The organism is Subdoligranulum sp. APC924/74 (assembly GCF_003324125.1).
Lineage (GTDB): Bacteria > Bacillota > Clostridia > Oscillospirales > Ruminococcaceae > Gemmiger > Gemmiger qucibialis.
Window position 1 is genome coordinate 1 of record NZ_PSQF01000044.1, and the last position, 24,320, is coordinate 24,320.

Sequence of the window (24,320 nt, forward strand, 5' to 3'; positions counted from 1 at the left end):
TTATCGAGCATTTTGGCAACGCAGATGCCGTGCCGCAGCTGCCGGAGCGGTGCTTAAGCCGCAAGGCGGGAATTGTGCGGTATTGCCCTAATTTGAATTTTGCTGAATTTTGTTTTCGCCCTGATTTTACAGCCAGAACTGCACCAGACGGCTGACATTCTGGTACAGCGCGGGATTCTGGCCCAGAAGGCCCGGTTCCGCAGCAAAGTAGACACAGAAGCTGTAACAGATCCCCATGGCAACAGCTGCCAGCATCGCCCCCTGCAGCATGTGCTGCACGGTATGCAGGATGCTGCCCGATGCGGCGGCCTGCACACGCGGGGCAAGGGCGCTTTCGGCCCACAGCCAGACCAATGCGGCGGCGAACAGCAACGGGGTTAAATAGTCGCTGAGATAGCGGTAGAGCACACCGGCCATCTGGCAGTCCAACGCGGCCAGAATAACAGCCAGCAGCACGGGCAGCAGCACCATGGCGCGCAGGTCTTTCTGCCTTGCCATACGGCGGCGCAGCAAAGGCAGGGCCGCAAAGGCCCACAGCAGCGGCAGGCTGACCAGGGCACCGCCGTAAAATACTTCGGTAATGGTCATACCCATAAAGTTTGTCTGCATTTTGGTACCCGCCAGGTAGGGGAACACCGCCTGCACCACCGGCAGGGACAGGAAATAGGTGAACAACGCCGGGGCCAGCCGCCCAATGCGGAAGCCGCGGTGGGTCATATCGTTGCTGGTCAGGTTGTAATTGGCGCCAAAATCAAACGGCGAGCCGAACCGCGCGGCATTGTAGGCCATCAGCCCCAGGGCTACCAGAATAACCGGCAGAACAAAGGCGATGGCTTCGGTTATTCCCTGCTTGCTGCGCAAGCGTTTTTGCCGGATATACTGCGGCCAGAAGATCGGCAGGCAGAGCACGGCAAACAGCTCCATTTGGGGGCGGCATCCCGCCACCAGCGCCATGCACAGGCTGCCAAGCGCCATGTGCAGCATGATTTTGCCATGGTGCTGCACCGGGGTGTTGGCGGCGCACAGCCACTGCCACAGGGCCAGCAGCACAAATGCCGCGCCGCACAGGATGGCGTATTCATACACCGAGGGGCGCAGCAGCAGGTAGTACACCTGGCTGCCGCCCGCAATGCCCGCCGCAGCCAGCAGGCAGGCCGCCGCTGAGGCGGACGGAAACCAGCGCTGCGCAGCCTGCCGCACCAAACCAAACACTGCCAAAATCAGCAGCCAGGCCATCACGATCATGGCCAAGCTGGGCGGCAGGTCCGGTACGCCGGTCAGCAGCTCAAACGGCAGCTGGAACAGCAGGCACGGCACAATGCCAAAGTAAACATAGTACCGCCCCTGATAATAAGCAACATCCCACAAAGCATCCGGGGCCGCGCTCTGACGGGCGGCGGTATCGTAAGGGTTCTGCATCTCCGCCATGGCGGCGGGCGGGTCGCGCTGCAGATCCAGGCGGCCATTCAGCAGGCTGTGGGCCAGAGCGCCGTACTGCGCAGCGGAATCATTCTGCCAATCGCTGATATGCTGGGTGAAGGTGATGCGGCTTTCGCCGTCCCAGTTTTCGACATTATAAAACGAGGTCGCTACGCCGGAGTTGCGGGCATCGGCAAAGGGGGCCGCTGCGGCCAGCAGGCAGAGCATGCAGCCCAGCACCAGCACCGCCGGGCGGTATTTGGCGCGGTGAGTCAGGTAGGCTTCGTGCCACGCGGCAGCGCCGGGGCGCAGCCCCCACAAGGCCAGCAGTGCCAGATACACCACTGCCAGCCGCAGCAGCGAGAAATCCATCGGGCGGGGTACATTGGCCAGAACCGCCTGCACGGTATAGTTCAGGTCATAACTGCGGTACTCTCCGCTATAGCCCTCCGCTTGCAGGGTCAGGGTATCCACCGCGCCGGAAAAATCCAGCGTGCGCACCAGGCTGCGTGCCGCTCGCGGGGCCGCCTGCCACTGCCAGCTCTGGCGCGGGGCGGTGCTGGCTTCGTCGGTACCGGACACCCACAGGATAAACAGCGGGTTCTGATCCTGCGGATAGTTGCCGTCATACTGGTAGACAACGCCATCCAGCGCAACGTTATACAGCGGCTGATGGATGCCGGTAAAGGTAAGGGTACTGTGCGCATCGTTCAAAGCAATCGGCTCCCCATCCGCCGGGGCATCCTGCAAATAGGTGCGCAGGTCAACGGGCTGGTAGCTGTGGGTTGCAAAATAGGGTGCGTTGCCCACGAATACTTCCAGGCCGATGGCGGCAATCAGCAGCGCAGCAACCGTCCAAAGTGTGCGGTACCGCCGCCCGCTGCGCAGGCGGAGTAACAACACAGTGCCGCAGGCCCACAGTGCCGCCCCATTGATGGCCAGCAGGCGGAACAGATCAAACCCCTGCGCCAGCCCCGGCTGGGCAAACACACATGCTGCGATGATCCACACTGCCAGCACAATGCCCGGCCCGGCCAGTACATCCGCATGGGTTGCCCTGCGGTCGCACAGCCGCCCCGGCAGTGCCCAAACCAGCACCCCCAACAGGATGCTGACACAAATTGCTGCTGCAAACATAAAAAGCCCCCATACCAAAGTGTATGGGGGTATTATACTATGAATTGCGGTTTTTGTCGATATTGGGGGTGCAGGCGTCCTCTTCCTGCGGGTCAGACGGCTGTTCGCCTGCCCGCTCCGCTTTGCGGTACTGCGCGGGGGAAAGCCCGGTTTCCTTTTTGAACACACGGCTGAAATACAGCGGGTTATCATACCCGACGATCTCGGAAACTTCACCGATGCTGTATTTGGTGCGTTCCAGCAAGCGCTGTGCATTGACGATACGCAGCGACTGGATATACCGTGCGGGCGACAAGCCCACATACTGTTTGAAGCTGCGGATGAACCATGCCGTGCTCATGTGCAGGGACTCGGCGTATTCATCCACATTGATGCGGGCAGTATAATTCTCGTTAAAATAGGCGGCTGCGGCTTCGATCTGCTCCCGCGTGGTGCCGCTGATCGACCGCCGTTCCTGCCGCTGGCGGCTGACCAGCACCAGCATCATCTGGAACAGCCCTGCCGTATAATCCCGATAGGCGTACTGGCAGAGCTGCAATTCCTGGATCATGCGGCGGAAAGTATTTTTGTACTCCGGCATAATGCCGCTGTAAAACACATGGCCATCCAGCGGAATCTCATGCGCCTGCAGCACTGCAGCGGCCTCGCTGCCGGAAAAATAGACCCAGAACACCTCCGGGTGGTCCTCAAGATAGTAGATATAGCGGCGCTCTTCCTGCGGGCGGTACAGCACCATATGACCCGCTGTTACCACATGCTCGGCATCATCAAACCAGAAGTGCGCCTTGCCCGCAGCGATATAAAACAGCTGATACGCATTTTCATCATACCGCGTAATAGTTGGCAGGCTGGCGTGCTTTTTCAATCGGCATGTTCCGCAGGAATCCACTGTAAGCGGTGCAGTACAGCTGCCGTCCGCAGCCTGGCGGCTGTTGATGGAACCAAAATTGATATACATCTGTGTTGTCCCCTCGTGTTGGCTGGGTAAGACGGGCGCACCCATCTTTTATGTGGATTGTATAATATTATCCACTATAGTGCAAGTGCAACTGGCCAAATCATATTGTTTTGTTATCCTTCTGTTATGATTTTTGCAAATAATATTAGAATTCTTATCAAAATGTTTTTTCAGCTTTTCTGTTTTACCGCGGGGCCACAACAAAAAAGTGCCCGCCTGCTGCAAGGCAGCGTGCGGGCGCTTTCATGCTTATTCCTTTGCTTTTGAGCCGGGATTATTCAATGCCGGTCACGGTATAATCTTTGTCCTCAACGGCTTTTTTCAGCACAGTGTCATCCACCGGCTTATCCAGCGTTACAACAGCGGTACCGGCGGTGTGGCTTACCTCGGCGGCGGAAACACCGTCCAGCGCTTCCAGTGCCTTTTTCACGGTTGCTTCGCAATGGCCGCACATCATGCCTTCAATTTTAATGGTCTTATTCATGGTCGTGTTCTCCTTTTTGCTTGTTTTGTGTGCTTTGCGTTTATGGTCATGTTTGGTGCTGCGAATATCGAACAGGTTCAGCCGCAATGCGTTGGAAACCACGCAGAAGCTGGACAGGCTCATGGCCGCAGCGCCGTACATCGGGTTCATCTGCCAGTGCAGCAGCGGGATAAAGACACCTGCCGCCAGGGGGATGCCCAACACATTGTAGGCAAAGGCCCAGAACAGGTTTTCGTGGATATTGTGCAGGGTAGCGCGGCTCAGGCGGATGGCGGCGGGCACATCGCTCAGGCGGCTCTTCATCAGCACAACGTCAGCGGCGTCAATCGCAACATCCGTACCGGCGCCAATGGCAATACTGACATCCGCGCGGGTCAGGGCCGGTGCATCGTTGATGCCATCGCCCACCATGGCCACGCGTCCCTTGTTTTTCAGGCTGCGGATCACAGTTTCCTTGCCATCGGGCAGCACACCGGCAATCACTTCGTCCACACCGGCCTGTGCACCAATGGCTTTGGCGGTGCGCTCGTTATCGCCGGTCAGCATCACAACACGGATGCCCATGCCCTGCAGTTCACGCACAGCCTGCGGGCTGTCCTCCTTGATGACGTCCGCCACCGCGATAACGCCCTGCATGGTGCCATCCTTGGCAAAGAACAGCGGGGTCTTGCCCTGGGCGGCCAGTGCTTCGGCGCTGGATGCCATCTTTTGCGGCACCGCCACGCCAAGGGTCTGCATCAGCTTGGCGTTGCCGCCGTACAGGGTACTGCCGTTCAGCACAGCCGTCAGGCCGTTGCCGGGCAGAGCCTGGAAATCTGCCACATCGGCGGGGGGCAGGTTATCCTCCTGTGCCTTTTGCAGCACAGCGCGGGCCAGCGGGTGTTCACTCTTCTGCTCCAAGGCAGCGGCAAGGCTCATTAGTACCTGCTCCGTCACACCGTCTACGGGCAGGATATCCGTCACGCGCGGCTCGCCGCTGGTGATGGTGCCAGTTTTATCCAGGGCAACGATCTCGGTTTTACCGGTCTGCTCCAGCGAAACCGCGGTTTTGAAGAGAATGCCGTTTTTAGCGCCCACACCATTGCCAACCATAATGGCAACCGGCGTTGCCAGGCCCAGCGCGCAGGGGCAGCTGATGACCAGCACCGAAATACCGCGGGCCAAGGCAAAACCGACCGTCTGCCCTGCCAGCAGCCACACGATGGTGGTGATAACGGCCAGCGTGATCACCACCGGCACAAACACACCGGAGACGCGGTCTGCAATTTTGGCAATGGGTGCCTTGGTGGCTGCGGCATCGCTGACCATCTGGATGATCTGAGCCAGCGTGGTATCCTGACCCACGCGGGTGGCACGGCAGCGCAAAAAGCCGGATTGGTTCAGGGTTGCGGCGCTCACGCTGTCGCCTTCGGCCTTATCCACCGGGATGCTCTCACCGGTCAGGGCCGATTCGTTCACCGCGCTGCTGCCTTCCAGCACCACGCCGTCAACGGGGATATTCTCGCCGGGACGCACCACAAACACATCGCCCTGCTGCACCTGTTCGATGGGAACGGTAACTTCCGCCCCATTGCGCAGCAGCGTTGCGGTTTTGGGGGCCAGGTTCATCAGGCCTTTCAGGGCATCGGTGGTCTTGCCCTTGGAGCGGGCTTCCAACGTTTTGCCCACCGTGATCAGGGTCAGGATGGTTGCGGCGGATTCAAAATAAAACTCCTCCATATAGCCCATCACGGCCATGGCATCCCCCTGCACCTGGGCCACCGTCATGGCAAACAGAGCGTAAGTGCTGTAGCCAAAGGCCGCGGTAGCGCCAAGGGATACCAGGGTATCCATATTGGGGGCACGGTTCCACAGCGCCTTAAAGCCGCTGATAAAGAACTTTTGGTTGATGACCATGATGATAATGGTGAGCAGCATCTGTAAAATACCCATTGCCACATGGTTGCCCTGCATAAAGCCCGGCAGCGGCCAGCTCCATAGCATGTGCCCCATGGAGAAGTACATCAGCACCACCCAGAAGATCAGCGAGGCAATCAGGCGGCGTTTGAGGCGCGGGGTCTCGGTATCTTTTAAGGCATCTGCTGACGGCGCGGCGGACTGGGCGGCAGCGTTTTTAGGGCTTGCGCCATAGCCTGCGGCTTCCACTGCGGCCACAATATCTGCCGGAGCGGCGGTGCCCTCCACACCCATTGAGTTGGTCAGCAGGCTGACCGAGCAGGATGTTACGCCCGGCACTTTGCTGACGGCTTTTTCCACCCGGGCACTGCACGCGGCGCAGCTCATCCCGGTTACGTTATATTGTTCCACTTCTTTCCTCCGGTTTCCTCTCTTTTGCGGTGGTGATTCTATAATTCTTGTGTGATGATTGGTGAGTGGTTTCGCTTTGGTGTTTGAACACGGGTTGTTGATGTTTGAGTTGTTTCTATGGCAATACCGCATAATTCTAAGTGCCGATACGGCGAGCGAGGTGCGGCAGATGCCAAGCCAAAAGCGCAGATAATACTGGATGCTGCAAAGGTGAGCGCCGCCAGTGGCGGAAACAGCGAACCGAAGCAGGGGCAGCGGTCGCAGAGTGCGAGGGGCTTTTGCCCCCGAAGCACGATGCGGGTACCGCAACCCGACATTATCGAGCATTTTGGCAACGCAGATGCCATGCCGCAGCTGCCGGTGCGGTGCTTAAGCCGCAAGGCGGGAATTGTGCGGTGTTGCCATATCCTTACTCCCCTTTTGGTGAGCGGCTAGCCTGCCATTCGACGTATTATTGAGGTTACCATTTCTATCCACACTCTCCTTGCGGAGAGCGATACGTTGGGGGCAACCAAGGCCGATGCGGCATTTCTATCCACACCCTCTCACAGGGAATGACTGGAATTTATTCATGGCTCTGGTAATGTTACACAAACTTTTACCGATGTTTGTGAACAGAAAAACAATCGTACTGGGCACTGGCATGGCATTTTTGCTGGCTCAAACACTCGTGCATTTATTTCATGTTCTGCTTCTGCTATTTTGTGCAGGCAATGCTTATTTCATCAGTTTCTGCAGCGTTTTCAGCAGCTCATCCACAACTTCGTCATTCCCGGCACGGATACCATCCGCCACACAGGTGCGGATATGGTTTGCCAGCAGCTCACGGTTGAACGCGTTCATCGCCGCCGTTACCGCCGCCGACTGCACCAGAATATCCGGACAATACACTTCGTTTTCCACCATCCCACGGATGCCCCGAATCTGCCCTTCGATCCGGTTCAGTCTGTGGACCAGGCTTTTATACTCTTCTTCACTGCGATGCTTTGTTTTGTGTGCACAGCAGCAACACGGTTCCTTCTTTTCGTTTTCCTGCATTATGTTACCCTCCCATCACATGCAAGGTACCCCGGCGGGGTATATTCACTATATACCCCGCCGGGGTACCTTGTCAAGTAGATAATATAATATTTTTATATTATTTTATGCGAGAGCTTTTTACTATAGCAATTTTTAAAATTAAAGCGGATATCCGCATGAACAAAACCGCCCTGAACAGTCAGAAAGAGAAACATTTTATGCTCTCCTTGCGGAGAGCGACACCGGCGCTTTTGCCTATTACAGTATCCATTTCCCAATTTCTATCCACGATCTCCTTGCGGAGAGCGACAGTACCTTGGCCGACGGTTTCACCCCCTACGCCGAATTTCTATCCACGCTCTCCTTGCGGAGAGCGACTTGATCTTTCTGGCCTAGATACTGTTTGCCGAGCCATTTCTATCCACGCTCTCCTTGCGGAGAGCGACGCCAGAAACAGCCCACACAGACCGCGCAAAAGCCATTTCTATCCACGCTCTCCTTGCGGAGAGCGACGTTTCTTTGCATATTCAAACATCTCCCCTCTGATAATTTCTATCCACGCTCTCCTTGCGGAGAGCGACCGGTTAGTGCGATCCTCAATATACCGTGCTTTCAATTTCTATCCACGCTCTCCTTGCGGAGAGCGACCCGGCCACGACCGGTAAGCAACCGGCAGTCCGCTGATTTCTATCCACGCTCTCCTTGCGGAGAGCGACGATCTTGCATCTCATCAAAAGATACATCTTTGAATTTCTATCCACGCCCTCCTTGCGGAGAGCGACGCCAATCTGGGGCGCTGCCCCAGCCCCCGCCACACATTTCTATCCACGCTCTCCTTGCGGAGAGCGACCGCCATTGGCAGATGGGGCACAGCCTGACGCGGCAATTTCTATCCACGCTCTCCTTGCGGAGAGCGACAAGTTTCTTTAAGACGATTTTTGATGTCATTACAGATTTCTATCCACGCTCTCCTTGCGGAGAGCGACAATCATGCGCCAGGCGGGCCTCAATGGATACGCATTTCTATCCACGCTCTCCTTGCGGAGAGCGACATTATGCGTCAGTGTGCGGAGCTGAAACTCATTATTTCTATCCACGCCCTCCTTGCGGAGAGCGACCGCAAACTCCAATCGGTATTTCCATTGGCAGACGGTATTTCTATCCACGCCCTCCTTGCGGAGAGCGACATTGCGCAGGGCAGCATTGACACGGACGGCCTGCGATTTCTATCCACGCCCTCCTTGCGGAGAGCGACCAGGCCGCCCGGCCACCACGCAAACACGGGTGCGGTGATTTCTATCCACGCCCTCCTTGCGGAGAGCGACTTAATCCGCAATTCGCCGCTGACCAAATCCAGGTAATTTCTATCCACGCCCTCCTTGCGGAGAGCGACGGGCGGCAATAGACCGCCATGCCCGGCGGGCGGGAATTTCTATCCACGCTCTCCTTGCGGAGAGCGACGGTTGTTGTCAACAAATCACATAAACCACATGGATTTCTATCCACGCTCTCCTTGCGGAGAGCGACCAACATCACGGTGAGTTCCGGTACGATCAGCCTGACATTTCTATCCACGCTCTCCTTGCGGAGAGCGACTGGTGCATCTCACGCAGACAGCCAGTCCAGGCCGCATTTCTATCCACGCTCTCCTTGCGGAGAGCGACTGCTATACTAACATGTGGAGCGCAACCACGCCGTTATTTCTATCCACGCTCTCCTTGCGGAGAGCGACGCACTAAGTCGCCGCCGTCCACGTCATCCAGATGATTTCTATCCACGCTCTCCTTGCGGAGAGCGACAGTGCGCGCGAGGGCCGCTGAGGGCCAAAGGCCCATTTCTATCCACGCTCTCCTTGCGGAGAGCGACGTGCGCGCGAGGGCCGCTGAGGGCCAAAGGCCCATTTCTATCCACGCTCTCCTTGCGGAGAGCGACGCCCGCAAGCATCGCACGCGCGGCGCGGTGTATAAGATTTCTATCCACGCTCTCCTTGCGGAGAGCGACTACCTTAGTAACAACTCACGCACTATTTTGCGCCCAATTTCTATCCACGCTCTCCTTGCGGAGAGCGACCCATCCTGGGCAACCCGTGCGCGGGCTGCCCGGCTATTTCTATCCACGCTCTCCTTGCGGAGAGCGACACAACGCCGACATTGCGGCAGAGCTGTATTGTAGCATTTCTATCCACGCTCTCCTTGCGGAGAGCGACCCGCCTGTTTTGCGACTTCCGCACCCTCTTTGGCTATTTCTATCCACGCTCTCCTTGCGGAGAGCGACAGTGGCGTCAAAGTGTTCCGCCGCGGAAATGACCTATTTCTATCCACGCTCTCCTTGCGGAGAGCGACAGATAGCAACAGCATCTGCGCGGCTCATATCCTTATTTCTATCCACGCTCTCCTTGCGGAGAGCGACAGCCGCAAATATTGACGTGAGTTGTTACTAAGGTATATTTCTATCCACGCTCTCCTTGCGGAGAGCGACCACGACTTGGTGCAGCTGCCCATACATCTTAAGGATTTCTATCCACGCTCTCCTTGCGGAGAGCGACATACTGGGCAACCCGTGCGCGGGCTGCCCAGCTATTTCTATCCACGCTCTCCTTGCGGAGAGCGACTGCCCCGCCTGTGGCGGCGGCGGCTTCGTTCTTAATTTCTATCCACGCTCTCCTTGCGGAGAGCGACTGCCCCGCCTGTGGCGGCGGCGGCTTCGTTCTTAATTTCTATCCACGCTCTCCTTGCGGAGAGCGACTGCCCCGCCTGTGGCGGCGGCGGCTTCGTTCTTAATTTCTATCCACGCTCTCCTTGCGGAGAGCGACTGCCCCGCCTGTGGCGGCGGCGGCTTCGTTCTTAATTTCTATCCACGCTCTCCTTGCGGAGAGCGACCTCACGTCAATATTTGCGGCTTAAAAATCGCAAAAATTTCTATCCACGCTCTCCTTGCGGAGAGCGACTCTCTCTTATGCTTTATGATACATCCTCTTTGATATTTCTATCCACGCTCTCCTTGCGGAGAGCGACAATTTTTGAGAAGGCATAAAAGACGGGCAAAGTAGTATTTCTATCCACGCTCTCCTTGCGGAGAGCGACCTGTCCTTCATCGGCCTGCACCTCATCAACAGTAATTTCTATCCACGCTCTCCTTGCGGAGAGCGACTGATACTTCTTCTCTTATGCAATGCCAAGCCAAATTTCTATCCACGCTCTCCTTGCGGAGAGCGACGCTATCAGCTTTAGCGCCGGAAGAGAATCCGACACAATTTCTATCCACGCTCTCCTTGCGGAGAGCGACTTCTTCGTCCGCCATGTTTTCGCGGACAGCAAAAAATTTCTATCCACGCTCTCCTTGCGGAGAGCGACGCCGTCGTCCCATTCTTTCACGGCCAGGGCAGGGATTTCTATCCACGCTCTCCTTGCGGAGAGCGACATGACACATACGCAAAAGTTTTGCGCGTGAATATTTCTATCCACGCTCTCCTTGCGGAGAGCGACACATGATCTCCGTAATATTTCCCATTTCTTTAAGCCATTTCTATCCACGCTCTCCTTGCGGAGAGCGACGGAACGATGGGGGGTGCCGCAGCCGTGGGAGGCTATTTCTATCCACGCTCTCCTTGCGGAGAGCGACGGGCAATTATAGCACGGGGCAGCGCAGCGGCACAAATTTCTATCCACGCTCTCCTTGCGGAGAGCGACGACTGACGCCAAAAGGGAGCCAAAAGGACGAAAATTTCTATCCACGCTCTCCTTGCGGAGAGCGACATGGGCACAGCCGGGCGGGGATCGCCGCAGCCATTATTTCTATCCACGCTCTCCTTGCGGAGAGCGACCCCAATCAAGTGGGTGTGCGTGACGGAAAACCAGATTTCTATCCACGCTCTCCTTGCGGAGAGCGACTACAGCTGCTTGAACCAGTAGCGACGTGATAAGCATTTCTATCCACGCTCTCCTTGCGGAGAGCGACGTAGGTCAGGGTAAGAGCAAAACCTCGCTGGCCAATTTCTATCCACGCTCTCCTTGCGGAGAGCGACTCTTCGTCCGCCATGTTTTCGCGGACAGCAAAAAATTTCTATCCACGCTCTCCTTGCGGAGAGCGACTCGGCAAAAACAGCCTGTACGACATCCTGCGCAACATTTCTATCCACGCTCTCCTTGCGGAGAGCGACGGCCGTGCGCGGATCGACCGCCCAGAACCTTGTGATTTCTATCCACGCTCTCCTTGCGGAGAGCGACGCTGGCCCAGGCCAACGATCTGGACATCAGTGCAATTTCTATCCACGCTCTCCTTGCGGAGAGCGACGTATTTATCATGGGCATTTTTGACACTATTCAAGAGATTTCTATCCACGCTCTCCTTGCGGAGAGCGACGATGTATACACGCTCGCCGGATTCTGTGCCCATGCATTTCTATCCACGCTCTCCTTGCGGAGAGCGACTTGGCCGGGCCTTCTGGCCCGGCCTTTCTTTATAATTTCTATCCACGCTCTCCTTGCGGAGAGCGACTTTAAATTGTTCGCGAAAAGGTTTTGCAATTCTCTGATTTCTATCCACGCTCTCCTTGCGGAGAGCGACGGCCAAAAATACATCAATAGCCGGGCGGATAACATCATTTCTATCCACGCTCTCCTTGCGGAGAGCGACTGTTGGAGCAATCAGCCAGTTACAATGCATACTTGATTTCTATCCACGCTCTCCTTGCGGAGAGCGACAGCTGATAGCGTGACAAAATGGACAGCTCTTTGATTTCTATCCACGCTCTCCTTGCGGAGAGCGACTTGGCCCCCTGTTCGTGACATTATTCAATGGGAGGATTTCTATCCACGCTCTCCTTGCGGAGAGCGACGCTTCGGAAGGTGCCTTTGCTGGGGATTAAATGAATTTCTATCCACGCTCTCCTTGCGGAGAGCGACGGTGGCTCCGTTGCTGGCAACTGGCAGTCCGCGATATTTCTATCCACGCTCTCCTTGCGGAGAGCGACGAGAGCCAACGGCCTTGCGAACGCCCCACCAGAGATTTCTATCCACGCTCTCCTTGCGGAGAGCGACCGGATCCGACAAGGTATAAAAACGGGCAAAGTAATATTTCTATCCACGCTCTCCTTGCGGAGAGCGACAGCATGCTTATCAGCTTGTATTGTGGGTGCTTCGATTTCTATCCACGCTCTCCTTGCGGAGAGCGACATGCCGCCCGGATCAACACCGGGACGCACCGCCAAATTTCTATCCACGCTCTCCTTGCGGAGAGCGACGGATGTGCATGGCTGCTCAACGTGGGTATGAGGGTATTTCTATCCACGCTCTCCTTGCGGAGAGCGACGGCGCACCATATCATCCCGCTGGAGGAGAGCATGATTTCTATCCACGCTCTCCTTGCGGAGAGCGACAGTTTCCAGCAACGGAGCCACCAAGAGTGATCAGATTTCTATCCACGCTCTCCTTGCGGAGAGCGACGCGTTTGGGCCTTCCCGGATGGCTCCGTGTGCTAATTTCTATCCACGCTCTCCTTGCGGAGAGCGACGGATTAAGGGAGGTATACACACGTGGGGAAAAACATTTCTATCCACGCTCTCCTTGCGGAGAGCGACTTCACCTTTTTTCTTCCTCTGGTGTTGATTTTGCTATTTCTATCCACGCTCTCCTTGCGGAGAGCGACCTTAGCCCCAAAACCGAAGACAAAAGCGACCGAATTTCTATCCACGCTCTCCTTGCGGAGAGCGACAACTCAGGTACCCAAGCCGACCCGGAAAAATCAATTTCTATCCACGCTCTCCTTGCGGAGAGCGACTGTAGTTGTACTCCACATAGTCGGCGGAGCCAGAAAATTTCTATCCACGCTCTCCTTGCGGAGAGCGACTTTGACTGATGATGTGTCAACCGGCGGCATGATTATTTCTATCCACGCTCTCCTTGCGGAGAGCGACCTGACCATTGTGACACGCTGTCAGCTTTAGCGCCGATTTCTATCCACGCTCTCCTTGCGGAGAGCGACGCTTTAATCCATTCAAAACATTCATAATTCTGCCATTTCTATCCACGCTCTCCTTGCGGAGAGCGACAGCTTTAATCCATTCAAAACATTCATAATTCTGCCATTTCTATCCACGCTCTCCTTGCGGAGAGCGACTTTATAATAAGTGTAGTAGCATACTCTTATTATATTTCTATCCACGCTCTCCTTGCGGAGAGCGACCAACTACTTTGACTTTTCCCGGTTTTGGTGTGGATTTCTATCCACGCTCTCCTTGCGGAGAGCGACACTTGGGCGCGGGGAAGCCGCGTAACGTACGTCATTTCTATCCACGCTCTCCTTGCGGAGAGCGACGAAAAAAAAGACAAAAAACATTGCATGCAGCGTATTTCTATCCACGCTCTCCTTGCGGAGAGCGACAAGATATCTAATCAATGCAAGATAGACCAAAAGAATTTCTATCCACGCTCTCCTTGCGGAGAGCGACTTCGCCTGTATCGGCTTCCACTAATTGCGCTGCCTATTTCTATCCACGCTCTCCTTGCGGAGAGCGACAGCCAGCAACCAGCCGGAACGACAAGCACAACATATTTCTATCCACGCTCTCCTTGCGGAGAGCGACTCTTTCTTATGCTTTATGATACATCGTCTTTGATATTTCTATCCACGCTCTCCTTGCGGAGAGCGACCTCTTCGACGCAGTGCAAATTGTAGTTATCGTAATATTTCTATCCACGCTCTCCTTGCGGAGAGCGACCGAAGTCATCGCAGTAATAACGGAAGCCCAATCCATTTCTATCCACGCTCTCCTTGCGGAGAGCGACGATACAAGAAGCACCGTTTGCAGTGTAATTTCAATTTCTATCCACGCTCTCCTTGCGGAGAGCGACTGCGCTTGATGTTTTGTCCGTTTCTGTTGCTCTGATTTCTATCCACGCTCTCCTTGCGGAGAGCGACAGCAAAAGTGCACAAAACAGTGGGGCACTTTTGCGCATATGAAACACATTTTATGGAGATTGCATCTTCATGCTGACAGGCAAGGCTGTATTTTACCCTTTCTGCCCCTGTTTTTTCCATATTTTCTGGTGCGAAGGAACCGGGAGTTTTATGATTGCCTTCCCCTCGCACTAAGCAAACAAGATTCCATCCTGATCAAAATCCGGGTGCAGACCCACATGCTCGACTTTGCTTTTGTAATGGTTTCCCAGTTGATAAAAGCGCAGGCTGTCCGATTCCGAATCGATCAGTTCGGTCAATTTTGCTTTGAACATCGTGTATTGCGCGGCATCCAGCAGGCACTCAAATACGGAGTTTTGCACCCGCTGGCCGTAGTCTACACAGACTTTTGCTACTTTGCGCAGCCTGCGACGACCGGCGGCTGTTTCGGTGTTGACATCATAGGTTACAAGCACCAACATAACGGCACCTCACTTCCAGAAAAACGGTGGGTACACTTCCAGGTCGCCGCGCAAAGCACGGGCCAGCAAAAGCGCCTGAACATAGGGCACCAGCCCCCAGGGCAGTTTTTCTTTCAAAAACGGATGGGTGATCTCTTCCTTCTTTTTGTTCTGCCATGCGGTCAGGAAAGCTTTGCGGCCATCATCCGTCAGCAGTACGGCACCATTTTCCTGTTTTTGCAGGTGTTTTGCCGTGATGATCTTTTGATTGATGCAGCTGATGACCAGCCGGTCTGCATAAACTGCCCGCAGTTCTTCCATCAGGTCAAGTGCCAGACTTTTGCGGCCGGGGCGCGGGCGGTGCATAAAGCCAACATAAGGGTCAAGGCCCACAGCGGTCAAGGCGGATGCACACTCCCGCGCCAGCATGCTGTAGGCAAACGAAAGCAGCGCATTCACATTGTCCAGCGGTGGACGGCGGCTGCGGCCCTCAAACACAAAATCCTGCTTTTGCTGCAGAATCAGGTCATTCAGGCAGTCAAAGTAGCGCTGGGCTGCCTCGCCTTCCAGGCCGCGCAGCTGTTCCGGATCATCGCTGGTCTGTATCAGCGGCAGCGCGGCGGCCAGCTGGGTGGAGGTGCGTTTCAGTTTTTCGACCGGGACACGCTGGGGATGATCGCGGGTTGCGCGTTCCAGCACCCAGCGTGCGTTATACACTTTACCAAGGATAAAGCTCCGGGCATAGCGACAGCTCTGGGCCGGGTCATCCGACACGCGGTACTGCGTCTGACGCAGCAGCACATTGCCGCGTTCTTCCCCCACGGTGCGGGCCTGAAATCTGCCATACGGGTCAAAAAAGCAAAGGTCAATGCCCCGCCGGGCACAAGCTCCCATCAAAGCGGGGCTGGCACCCGCGTAAGTAAAGCAGACGATGCCTTCCAGCGTATGCAGGGCATAGCGGTGGGTTTCCTGCTTATTACGGGTAACAACAAGGTTTTCGCCATCCAATGTCAGGTAAGCGTCCTCATTGATGACAAACAGGGTGTTGAGCAGCTTTCTCATGGCGCGCCCTCCTCAATATGCTCCCGCAGATACGCCGCCGGGTCTGCCTGCTGATACAGCGCCGGCAGGCAAAGCTCTTTCAGTGAGCAGGCATTGCAATGCTTGCCGGGTTTGCTTTTTGGGGTATAGCCGCGCGCAAACAGGCGGTTCATCTCATCCGCCATGGTCTGCGCTGTGCTACGCAGTTCCGGTGTCAGGGAAACATGTTCACGCTGCCGGGTTTCTTCATAAAAGATTTCCCCTTCCGGCACCTCGCACACCAGCATTTCTTCCAGCGCCATGGCCTGTGCGCAGAGCTGCAAACGGTCGGCATCGTTTACCTTGCTGCGGCCATGCTTATATTCCACGGGCATGGGCTGCCACAGGCCGCGGCGGCCCTGCAATGACACGCCGTTTGGATCCTTGTGAAACTCTACCACATCGCAGTCGCCGGTCAGTTTTAAGCGGTGGCTGACGACCCTCATACCGCGGGCGATCAACAAATCGCCGCGTTTTTCCGTCAGGGTAACATCATGGCAGCGGGTATGCTGCAGGCGGCCTTCGGCGGTGCGTTGGTTTTCGGACCATTGTTGTTCCAGGTGTATGAGCGCCCACTGACGGCGGCAAAAGCTGAAATGCTGGATACCGGACATCAGCAGGTAATCATCTGGGGAAACCATTACGACAACCTCTCACACGTTACCCCTGCCGGAAGATTTTCATCCACGGTCACCACATAGTCATGGTAGCTGCGCGGGAAAGTGATTTTCTCTGCGTGTGTGACATGAACTGCGTCAAAAAGTTTATAAGATGGCGCATTGCCCAGCTCCGAATCATGCTTGAACACGATCAGTTCCCGAACTGCCATTTTGCCGCGGGCTGCACTGTGGTCATTTTCAAACATATTCAGGATTGCCTGCCACAGCAGCTGCAGGTCATCCTCTGAGAATCCTGTAGTTTTGCGGGCAAGGTTGGCAGAAATGTAACCCTCTGCACGGTATAAGCCATACGGGATCACATACTTGCGGCCCATCTCGGTGCCTTTACGCTCCGCATCCGCTTCCGTTGTAATGGCAATACGAGTGATGGTTACTTCCTGCGGGAGGACAGGATCCACCGAGCGTGCAAAGCTCAACTGAACAGGGCCGCGTACCTGCCCGCAATTCAGTGCGCCTTTTACGAAAGTTGTCATAACAGCGCCAAAGGTACGGATATCATAGAAATTTTGGCACATAAAATCCCGGATTTTACGGTCCAACTCCGGGTCATCTTTCTTGGCGACTTTCAGGGCATCTTTGGCATCAGCATCAATGCCCAAGTATTCGAGTGCTTTTTTATCGCTGCGGTTCAGGGGGACCTGATCTTTAATGTAAATCTGGTATCCTGCTTCATCTTCTTTGGCCACTTCGACATAGTTGCGAATCTTACGCTTTAAGCAGACATCTGTAACAATGCCATATCCCGTTTCCGGGTCAACGCGCGGCATGTTGCCTGCATCCGGATCGCCGTTCGGATTTCCATTTTCAACGTCAAACAGAATTACAAAATCATACCGGTTTTTGATTGCCTGTGCCATTGTTATTCCTCCACTTTCTTTGTATAGCGTTCCTGTGTTTGATGATAATAGCCGAGAATAAAAGAACCCTGTTCCGGCAGAGTCAGCCGTGCTGGGAAGCTTCCTTCTAATTTGCCGCCTGCCAAGGCTGCGATCTGCTTATCGTAATAAATCTTTTGTGGCTTGCTCATTTTTTGCATATGCTTTTGTGCCAGCATCAGAATTGTCGGGAATACAGTAGCTGGGGTGGATGCCGCCGCATTAAAATAGCGGTCTTTGATGGTTGTATTGATATCCGGGTTTACCGCCATCTGGATTGCTTCCAGCACAGCAAAAAGCTGACCCATAACATACGGTTGATAATTTGTTTCCTTGTTATTTTCCACTGTTAATACCTCCTTTGGGCAACGGGGATCTTCATTACGCAGGTAGTATGCTTTTATAATAGCGGCACGGCCGCGTGTTACTTTTTGCTCTGCGCGGATACGCATCATAACGCCATCCAGCAGGGTTGCCGGGTACCTTGTATTATTCAGGATTGCACGCAAGACATCGCCTGCCAGCTGCGGTGCTGCCGATGGGTTGCGGGAATTGGTGTTGACAGTTTCCTGCAGCAGCCAATACACCCCCAGCCGCGGGAATTTATCATAAGAGGGGCGCACAATCTCTAAGCGGTCATAATGCTTCTGCACATTATCAAGCAGCGTTTGAAATGTATCCTGCCAGAAAAAGCGAACCGAGAGGCGCGCCGCATTAGGGGCCAAGCCAAGCACATAAAAGTGCCTTTGTGGGTCAAGTGTCACGTTCTGCCACTCTACACTCTGTCCATGGACCAGCTTGTCCACTGCATTTCGCACATCGCTTTCTCTGACAGGCGCATCCATGGCAAACAATGCATCCATTGCTACCTGCTGGTAGGCGGTCTCACCACCTGCTGCCCAGCAGACAATGGTGGTATCGCCCACGCGCTGAACATGTTCCCTGTCTGCCAGCAGATAGTTTAATGCCTGTGCATAGGCAAAGGCCGCATAACTGCCAACCGGCGCATTGCCCCCCTGTTCATGTCCGTATGAGCAAAAAGCATCCGCATTAAAAGAAACAATCGATGCGCCGGAAGACTGTGCCCCGGTCACGCCTTTAATCGCCGGGTGCAGGCGGGCAAGCGGTGCCTTTTGCCCTGTAACCAGGCATCGGATTTCCGGTGCATCCGTGTTCTTATCACACTGCCGCTGCCAGGCTTCCTGTATTTCCGGATCGTCCTGAACATAGTTTTCCCGAATCAGAAATACCAGATTGCCACCCTTGTAAAGTTCCTTGAGACTTTGTTCCAGCGCTGGATTCTGCTCCGCCGCCTTGGGGTCCCAGTTTATAAAAAAGTTCCGCACTGCCTGTGCCGCCTGACCGGGAACATTTTGTAAAATGGCAAGATGCAGCTCCTTTGCAGCGGCAAAGCACTGCATTGCACGCTCCGGTTTGCCTTTTCCGTCAATGCCGAGCATGTAAGCACTGTTATCACACAAAAAATTGGCTGCCACACCACTAGAACGTTTAACCTGTTCCGGAACTTGCAGCTGACATGGGGCAAGCACTGTTTTTTTACCGCGCTTTTCCTCTTGCTGCAAGGGGTGCAATGCCATCAGTTGGCCGTTTTCATCCAGTTCCAAAGCCCAACTGACTTTTGCGCTTGTCCAACCGGGGCGCGTGATTTTGCCATTGGCCAGCAAATCTTCATAGTATTGTACCAAAGCCTGTAAAATCATCGGTACACCTCGCAGTCTGCCACATTCAACACACCATGTTCCAATTTTGCATGGAAATACATCGGGGTTATGTTCTGCGGGTCAGTGTAGTCAAAGTCATATAGCATGAATCCCAAATCCCGTGTTTCCTCAATGGTCGGGATTGGCCCGCCGGGCCATGCGCGGAATGCGGCAGGAAATTCACGGCACCCAAGATAGGGAGTATGAAAACACTGGCCCCTAGACATGCGCCGGGTAACAATATCCTGGAACTTTCCCGGATTGTCGCTCGGTGCCGCACGGTCAGTCATCTCAAATTCTGCCTCAATCACATAATGAACGTCCTGCAACACCATGGCTGCACGCTGAACGATCTGCTGGGGCGTGGCAAGGTAAAGCTCTTTCCCTGTTCCCTGCATCGCGCTGCGTACATCGGAACAAAGAATTTTGCTTTTTACTTCGTTCCGACGGATGTTGGTAAAGCGGATTGGGTTCATAACATAGATTTTCCGGATTTTCCACCGTAAGCCGGGGTGGTAATAGATTGCTTCTACTATGCCGCGTGCCGCGGAAGGGGTGAGGACTTCATATGAAACCCTTTCGACTTTTAGCTCAGGCCTCGAGAGCAAAGCATAATTCCCCCATACTTCCAGCTGGATCATCTGCATCAACTCCTTTGCATTTCTATTTTCAGTTGTTTTTAATTTACATCTTTGCTATAGTTTCAATATACGCTACTTGGCACCAAATGTCAATCCTTTTATCATGTATACTTTTTGTTTGCTTTTCATCCGGTTTTCTTTTATAATAAGTTGCGTCGGCAGCTTATGCCGTGGATAGAAATAGTTGATTTTACTTTAGTGCACAAAAGCGGCAGGGCAGGCTCCCTGCCGCTTTTGCTTTATGCAAACCAGGCTGCTCCCGTTTCAGCTTCCATAGCAAGGCCCGTGTTGTTATCGTAAAGGCTTCCGTCCGTTAATTCCCATATGCCTTCACTGATTTGGCAAACTGCCTCGGCATTCTCCAGCGTTTTCAGATGATCCGGGTAAACCGGAACACCATATTGCCCCAGTTGACGGAACAAAGTTTTGCTTACCTCTCCTGCACGCAATCGTGCAAGCAAATGTTCCCCTTTCCCTTGGGGAATGTATACGGTCACGGCAGGTGTTTCAATTAAGCGGAACCTCTCTGCCGCTGTTGCAAAGGGGAAAATGCGCCCTTCCATATCCTGCTCGAACCCTTGCAGAATTTGCTGTTCATCCAGTCTTTTATCTCCTTTTAAGGTACGGTAAAACAGAAAGTATGTTTCGATTGCTTCCAGAGATGCCAGATCTGCATATTTTTTCAGGACGCTTTGCGTTGCGGATACATTCTGTTCCAGCATGCGCGGTACATGCTGCCCTTCCAATGTGAAAATCTGTACCAAGCTCTGCTCCGCCGGGCGTCTTCCCTCTCGATTGCAGCGCCCCGCCGCCTGCAAAATGGAATCCAGACCTGCTTCCTCGCGGTACACAGCCGGGAAATCCACATCAACACCCGCTTCGATCAAAGAAGTTGATATCACACGGCAGGGCAGCCCATCTTTTAAGCGTTCCCGGATTTTCTGCAATAACTGTTTGCGATGGGCTGGGTATAGCAATGTTGTCAGGCAGTAGCCGCCCTCTTTGGGCAGGTTGTTGTATAATTCCTGTGCTGTTTTTCTCCGGTTTACAATACACAGCACTTGTTCCTGCGCTGCCAGTTCTGCACCAAGCTGGCTTTGTTCCAACCCTCCGCGCATTTTTAGCGTTGTACGCCGGAATGCCTGATATTGCTCTTTGGGATGTGGGCAAAGTTCCGTCATCTGCAGCCCAGGCGCCAGTTCATCAAACAAGGGCTGCAAAGCTGGTTGTGTGGCCGTGCAAAGCACCGCTGCTGCGCGGTAATGCTGTACCAGCTGCGCGATTGCCGCAACGCAGGGGCGCAAATAAGGAACCGGCAGGTTTTGTGCTTCGTCAAAAATGACCACGCTATTTGCAATGTTATGTAATTTACGGCATTGTGACGCATGGTTGCCGTAAAGTGATTCAAAGAATTGCACGGATGTGGTAACCACCACCGGAGCATCCCAGTTTTCCGCCGCCAATGCTTTGCGGTAGGCTGCCGGCTCATCATCTTCCTTGGCAGAGTAGTCCACCCCTGAATGGTGTTCCAAAACATTTTCTGCTCCTAATATTTCCGAAAACACATCCGCGGTCTGGTCAATAATGGATGTATAAGGGATCACATAAATAACCCGGTCCATATGGTTCTTTACAGCTAGCGAAAGCGCAAATGCCAATGACGCTACCGTTTTTCCCCCGCCTGTAGGAACGGTCAGGGAATAAAGGCCGCGCCGCCCTGTTTGCCCTGCCGTTGTACAGGCACTCAAAATTGAACTGCGGCGCTGATTCAAGGTTCCCTGGGGATGGCTCCATTTTGCGGTATATTGGTTCAACCTTTTCAGCAGTTCATCCATTGTCTGGCCTTGTCCGCGCGCTTTAGGGCTGCTCATAAAGTTTTCCGTATCCAGATAGTCCGCATCGACCAGGCAGGAATACAACATCCGGGTATAAAATGCCTGTGTAAAACGATTTTCCTTCATCATTTCCGGCTGGGGCGGTATGGACGGCAGTTTAATCTCATTCGTCCATTGGGTATAGGGTTCAACGCTCTTTTTCAATCGCCCAAACATTGTCGCATCCTGCGCGGTATCGCTTCGGCCTCCTCCATCCGGCAGGCCGCTATGGTGTCCCGCAATAGCAAAAGCCAGTGGGATTTGACCATATCGGGCAGCCACCTGTGCACCAGCCGTTGAGTGATCCACTTTCTCTCCACCTTGCAGGCGCTTTTGAAACTTTGTACTATATTTACCAATATCATGCAGTAATCCAAGCCAAGTTCCCTGTTGCTGGGCATCAAAGGCTGCTGCAAATTGCCCACATAGGACTGCCGTTCCCTGCAAATGGTCCGCTACCGTTTGGACGCGGGTTCCGTCTTCACTGATATGAGCCAGCATCTTTTTCTCCTGGTGCATAATCAAACTCCCTTCCGTCTTGCTTTTCTCTATTATAGCAGATCACTCATCCCATAATTCGGACTTTCACTCCAGTTCTGCAATCTTTGTCATACTATCCAAATTTATCCATGTAGAATTGTTAGCTATTCCCATTAGCCGATATTTTTGATAAAATAAGATATTATAGGGTTTATGAATTCACTTTCTTATATTACTTCTTCATCTTACCGAAAAATCATTTACGCAAGGAGTGAAAAGCCATGAAAAGGAAGTTATTCTCATTTTTCGCCAGTGTTATCACCGCAATAATACTTACCGCTTGTGCTGCAGCGCCAGAAAATAAACCTGCTTCCTCCGCTGCTCTTTCCCCGACCAGTGAAGCTGTTGCCACAGCTATACCATCCACTAGCAATGCCAACTGGAAGTTACCGCCGCAATATGATTTTGACGAGATGATTCCTCTCTTCTCCCGCGAAACCCACACTGCCGGTTACGCCGCTGCCCGAAATCTGTACGCTGTGCGCAAGGGCGAACGCTGGAGCCTGTTTAATGCTGCCAACTGTAATGCTTTTCTGGAAGATTTGTCAGAAAGCATCCCGTACCTGTATGGTGAGCACGAGCTCTCCATTGGGGTAGATGATACATACGATTACCAGAAGCTGAATGCCCTGGAAGAACAGATTAACCAGGAGCTGGTTGCCCAACAAATGCCTTTTACAACCATGCTGGGCGGGCACGGCGGGTATGGCATCCAGTGGATTTTAGGTGACAGCCAGATTTACCGTTCTGCTATTGGTGTCTATACATTTAGTGGCACGCCCATCGAACAGGTGTATGCTCCTGATTTGGTTGGCATCCAGCAAGGCATTTGGGATGATGAATATGCCGGTTATCTTGTTGACAATTCTGCACCTTTTGCCGTTGCGGATAAAAGCGGTACAATTTTAACCGATTTCGACTACCAGGATGCCTGCATGGCCGGTGAATCTTTAATCGCGGTAAAGGATGCAGCCGGTAACTGGGGATATTGCGACCAAAGCGGTGCTTTAGTAATCCCCTGCATTTATCAGCCGCAGATGAGTTTGTCCATCATGAACGAAACTGTTGAATATCCTTACGCAGACTTATCTGGCATGGTAGTTGTGAAAAATCAATCCGGACAAAAGCTAGTTCTGGATGTTTACGGCAATGAGATAATTTCCGCTGGGCAATATGAAGATTTAGCCCCCGCGCGCGATGGCTGCGTATGGGCAAAACAGAATGGCCTTTGGGGCTTGCTGCAAGTACAGGATTATACCGAAAACAATGCCAACGTTATTCTGCCGGATGGATGCGTTGCACCAGATGTAACGCTTAGCCGAATTGATAGCCTTTGTACCTACACCACTGCTGATCATGGGCTGGTTATGCGTAAAGGTCCCGGTACAAATTATGAAAAAATGGATAATATCCCCTACGGTATCATCGTATGGGAATGCGGCTATAGCAGCAATGTGCCTGACTGGGTTGTTGTATATTACAGTGGGATTTATGGTTGGGTCAGTGATGAATACTTGGCTACCACTATTTATTCCACCAGTAAATAATAAATAAAAAAGCAGGTGTTCATGTAGAAACGATATCGTCCTCCACGTGAATACCTGCTTTTTATAGCTTCTTCTATTATATCTGTTCTGTGCCGCTATTTGTCTCTGTATGAAATAAATAGCCGCTATATGCATTTGAATGAAGTGTTCTGTTTGTTTGCTTTTTTACCTAAAAGAATCGCGTAGGAGGCTCTCTTAACTAAAGAGCCGACCTCTCACACCACCGTGCGTACCGACCGGTACACGGCGGTTCAACCGCATAAGTGCAAGGACTCGTAGTAGCGCCTGAGGATACTAAAATATCCTGCTTCTGCGAGTCTTTCGTTTGCAATGGAACCTTTTAATACAGGACTACCGGCGATACGCCAATAACCCAGTCTGGAATTGCCCCACTGGTACTATTCCAAAATTCTTCGTTTGAGTTTCATTACTCATCGATATAATCTTTATCGAACCACTCGCCTAGCGAGTGGTTTTAGACATACAAAAAAGCACCTTAGCTTACGCTATGGTGCTCTTCCTGGTGACCCGTGCGGGAATCGAACCCACGTTAACGGCGTGAGAGGCCGCTGTCTTAACCGCTTGACCAACGGGCCATAAAAAAGAGAAGCCGGCATCTACCTATTTTCACAGGCCGTTTCCAGCCAACTATCTTCGGCACAAGTGAGCTTAACTTCTG

At 53.4% G+C, this 24,320-nt stretch carries 12 protein-coding genes, 1 tRNA gene and 1 CRISPR repeat array; of the genes, 1 reads left to right on the forward strand and 12 read right to left on the reverse strand.

Going from position 1 to position 24,320, the window contains the following annotated elements; genetic code table 11:
- Positions 1 to 126 precede the first annotated feature (126 nt).
- From C4885_RS10360 to cas3, 11 genes are all read right to left on the reverse strand, one after another.
- Positions 127 to 2,556, reverse strand: coding sequence for a hypothetical protein (locus C4885_RS10360; protein WP_114000273.1), 2,430 nt, complete (start codon positions 2,554 to 2,556; stop codon positions 127 to 129).
- Positions 2,557 to 2,593: 37 nt separating this feature from the next.
- Positions 2,594 to 3,514 carry an AraC family transcriptional regulator gene (locus tag C4885_RS10365; RefSeq protein ID WP_114000274.1) on the reverse strand — a complete coding sequence of 307 codons (921 nt, stop codon included), beginning with the start codon at positions 3,512 to 3,514 and terminating at the stop codon, positions 2,594 to 2,596.
- 274 nt (positions 3,515 to 3,788) lie between these two features.
- Positions 3,789 to 6,305, reverse strand: coding sequence for a heavy metal translocating P-type ATPase (locus C4885_RS10370; RefSeq protein ID WP_114000275.1), 2,517 nt, complete (start codon positions 6,303 to 6,305; stop codon positions 3,789 to 3,791).
- A 717-nt stretch (positions 6,306 to 7,022) separates the two neighbouring features.
- Positions 7,023 to 7,343, reverse strand: a complete 321-nt coding sequence (locus tag C4885_RS10375) for a metal-sensing transcriptional repressor (protein WP_114000276.1) — start codon at positions 7,341 to 7,343, stop codon at positions 7,023 to 7,025.
- 190 nt (positions 7,344 to 7,533) lie between these two features.
- Positions 7,534 to 14,243: a CRISPR direct-repeat array (repeat unit 33 nt; unit sequence ATTTCTATCCACGCTCTCCTTGCGGAGAGCGAC).
- Positions 14,244 to 14,413: 170 nt separating this feature from the next.
- On the reverse strand, positions 14,414 to 14,704 hold the full coding sequence (gene cas2, locus C4885_RS10380) for a CRISPR-associated endonuclease Cas2 (protein WP_114000277.1): 291 nt from the start codon (positions 14,702 to 14,704) through the stop codon (positions 14,414 to 14,416).
- Positions 14,705 to 14,713: 9 nt separating this feature from the next.
- On the reverse strand, positions 14,714 to 15,745 hold the full coding sequence (gene cas1c, locus C4885_RS10385) for a type I-C CRISPR-associated endonuclease Cas1c (RefSeq protein ID WP_114000278.1): 1,032 nt from the start codon (positions 15,743 to 15,745) through the stop codon (positions 14,714 to 14,716).
- Positions 15,742 to 16,404: a CRISPR-associated protein Cas4 gene (gene cas4 / locus C4885_RS10390; RefSeq protein WP_114000279.1), complete on the reverse strand. Its 663-nt coding sequence runs from the start codon at positions 16,402 to 16,404 to the stop codon at positions 15,742 to 15,744. Before cas4 ends, cas1c begins: the two co-directional genes overlap by 4 nt.
- On the reverse strand, positions 16,404 to 17,300 hold the full coding sequence (cas7c, locus tag C4885_RS10395) for a type I-C CRISPR-associated protein Cas7/Csd2 (RefSeq protein ID WP_114000280.1): 897 nt from the start codon (positions 17,298 to 17,300) through the stop codon (positions 16,404 to 16,406). The genes cas4 and cas7c overlap by 1 nt, the downstream gene beginning before the upstream one ends.
- Before the next feature lie 2 nt (positions 17,301 to 17,302).
- Entirely contained in the window at positions 17,303 to 19,039 is a 1,737-nt protein-coding gene (gene cas8c, locus C4885_RS10400; RefSeq protein WP_114000281.1) for a type I-C CRISPR-associated protein Cas8c/Csd1, read from the reverse strand.
- Positions 19,036 to 19,680 carry a type I-C CRISPR-associated protein Cas5c gene (gene cas5c, locus C4885_RS10405; RefSeq protein ID WP_371681657.1) on the reverse strand — a complete coding sequence of 215 codons (645 nt, stop codon included), beginning with the start codon at positions 19,678 to 19,680 and terminating at the stop codon, positions 19,036 to 19,038. Before cas5c ends, cas8c begins: the two co-directional genes overlap by 4 nt.
- Before the next feature lie 239 nt (positions 19,681 to 19,919).
- Positions 19,920 to 22,073: a CRISPR-associated helicase Cas3' gene (gene cas3 / locus C4885_RS10410; protein WP_114000283.1), complete on the reverse strand. Its 2,154-nt coding sequence runs from the start codon at positions 22,071 to 22,073 to the stop codon at positions 19,920 to 19,922.
- Positions 22,074 to 22,315: 242 nt separating this feature from the next.
- Between cas3 and C4885_RS10415 the strand changes: the two genes are divergently transcribed.
- Positions 22,316 to 23,641 (forward strand): SH3 domain-containing protein, encoded by a 1,326-nt coding sequence (locus tag C4885_RS10415; RefSeq protein WP_114000284.1) that lies wholly within the window; start codon positions 22,316 to 22,318, stop codon positions 23,639 to 23,641.
- 521 nt (positions 23,642 to 24,162) lie between these two features.
- Here C4885_RS10415 and C4885_RS10425 read toward each other — a convergent pair.
- A tRNA-Glu gene (locus tag C4885_RS10425) sits at positions 24,163 to 24,237 on the reverse strand.
- Positions 24,238 to 24,320 lie beyond the last annotated feature (83 nt).

Bases quoted from the DNA above. Each gene is read 5' to 3' on its own strand.
- C4885_RS10360 (WP_114000273.1), bottom strand. From the start codon at position 2,556: ATGTTTGCAGCAGCAATTTGTGTCAGCATCCTGTTGGGGGTGCTGGTT.
- C4885_RS10365 (WP_114000274.1), bottom strand. From the start codon at position 3,514: ATGTATATCAATTTTGGTTCCATCAACAGCCGCCAGGCTGCGGACGGC.
- C4885_RS10375 (WP_114000276.1), bottom strand. From the start codon at position 7,343: ATGCAGGAAAACGAAAAGAAGGAACCGTGTTGCTGCTGTGCACACAAA.
- cas2 (WP_114000277.1), bottom strand. From the start codon at position 14,704: ATGTTGGTGCTTGTAACCTATGATGTCAACACCGAAACAGCCGCCGGT.
- cas1c (WP_114000278.1), bottom strand. From the start codon at position 15,745: ATGAGAAAGCTGCTCAACACCCTGTTTGTCATCAATGAGGACGCTTAC.
- cas4 (WP_114000279.1), bottom strand. From the start codon at position 16,404: ATGGTTTCCCCAGATGATTACCTGCTGATGTCCGGTATCCAGCATTTC.
- cas7c (WP_114000280.1), bottom strand. From the start codon at position 17,300: ATGGCACAGGCAATCAAAAACCGGTATGATTTTGTAATTCTGTTTGAC.
- cas8c (WP_114000281.1), bottom strand. From the start codon at position 19,039: ATGATTTTACAGGCTTTGGTACAATACTATGAAGATTTGCTGGCCAAT.
- cas5c (WP_371681657.1), bottom strand. From the start codon at position 19,680: ATGATCCAGCTGGAAGTATGGGGGAATTATGCTTTGCTCTCGAGGCCT.
- cas3 (WP_114000283.1), bottom strand. From the start codon at position 22,073: ATGCACCAGGAGAAAAAGATGCTGGCTCATATCAGTGAAGACGGAACC.
- C4885_RS10415 (WP_114000284.1), top strand. From the start codon at position 22,316: ATGAAAAGGAAGTTATTCTCATTTTTCGCCAGTGTTATCACCGCAATA.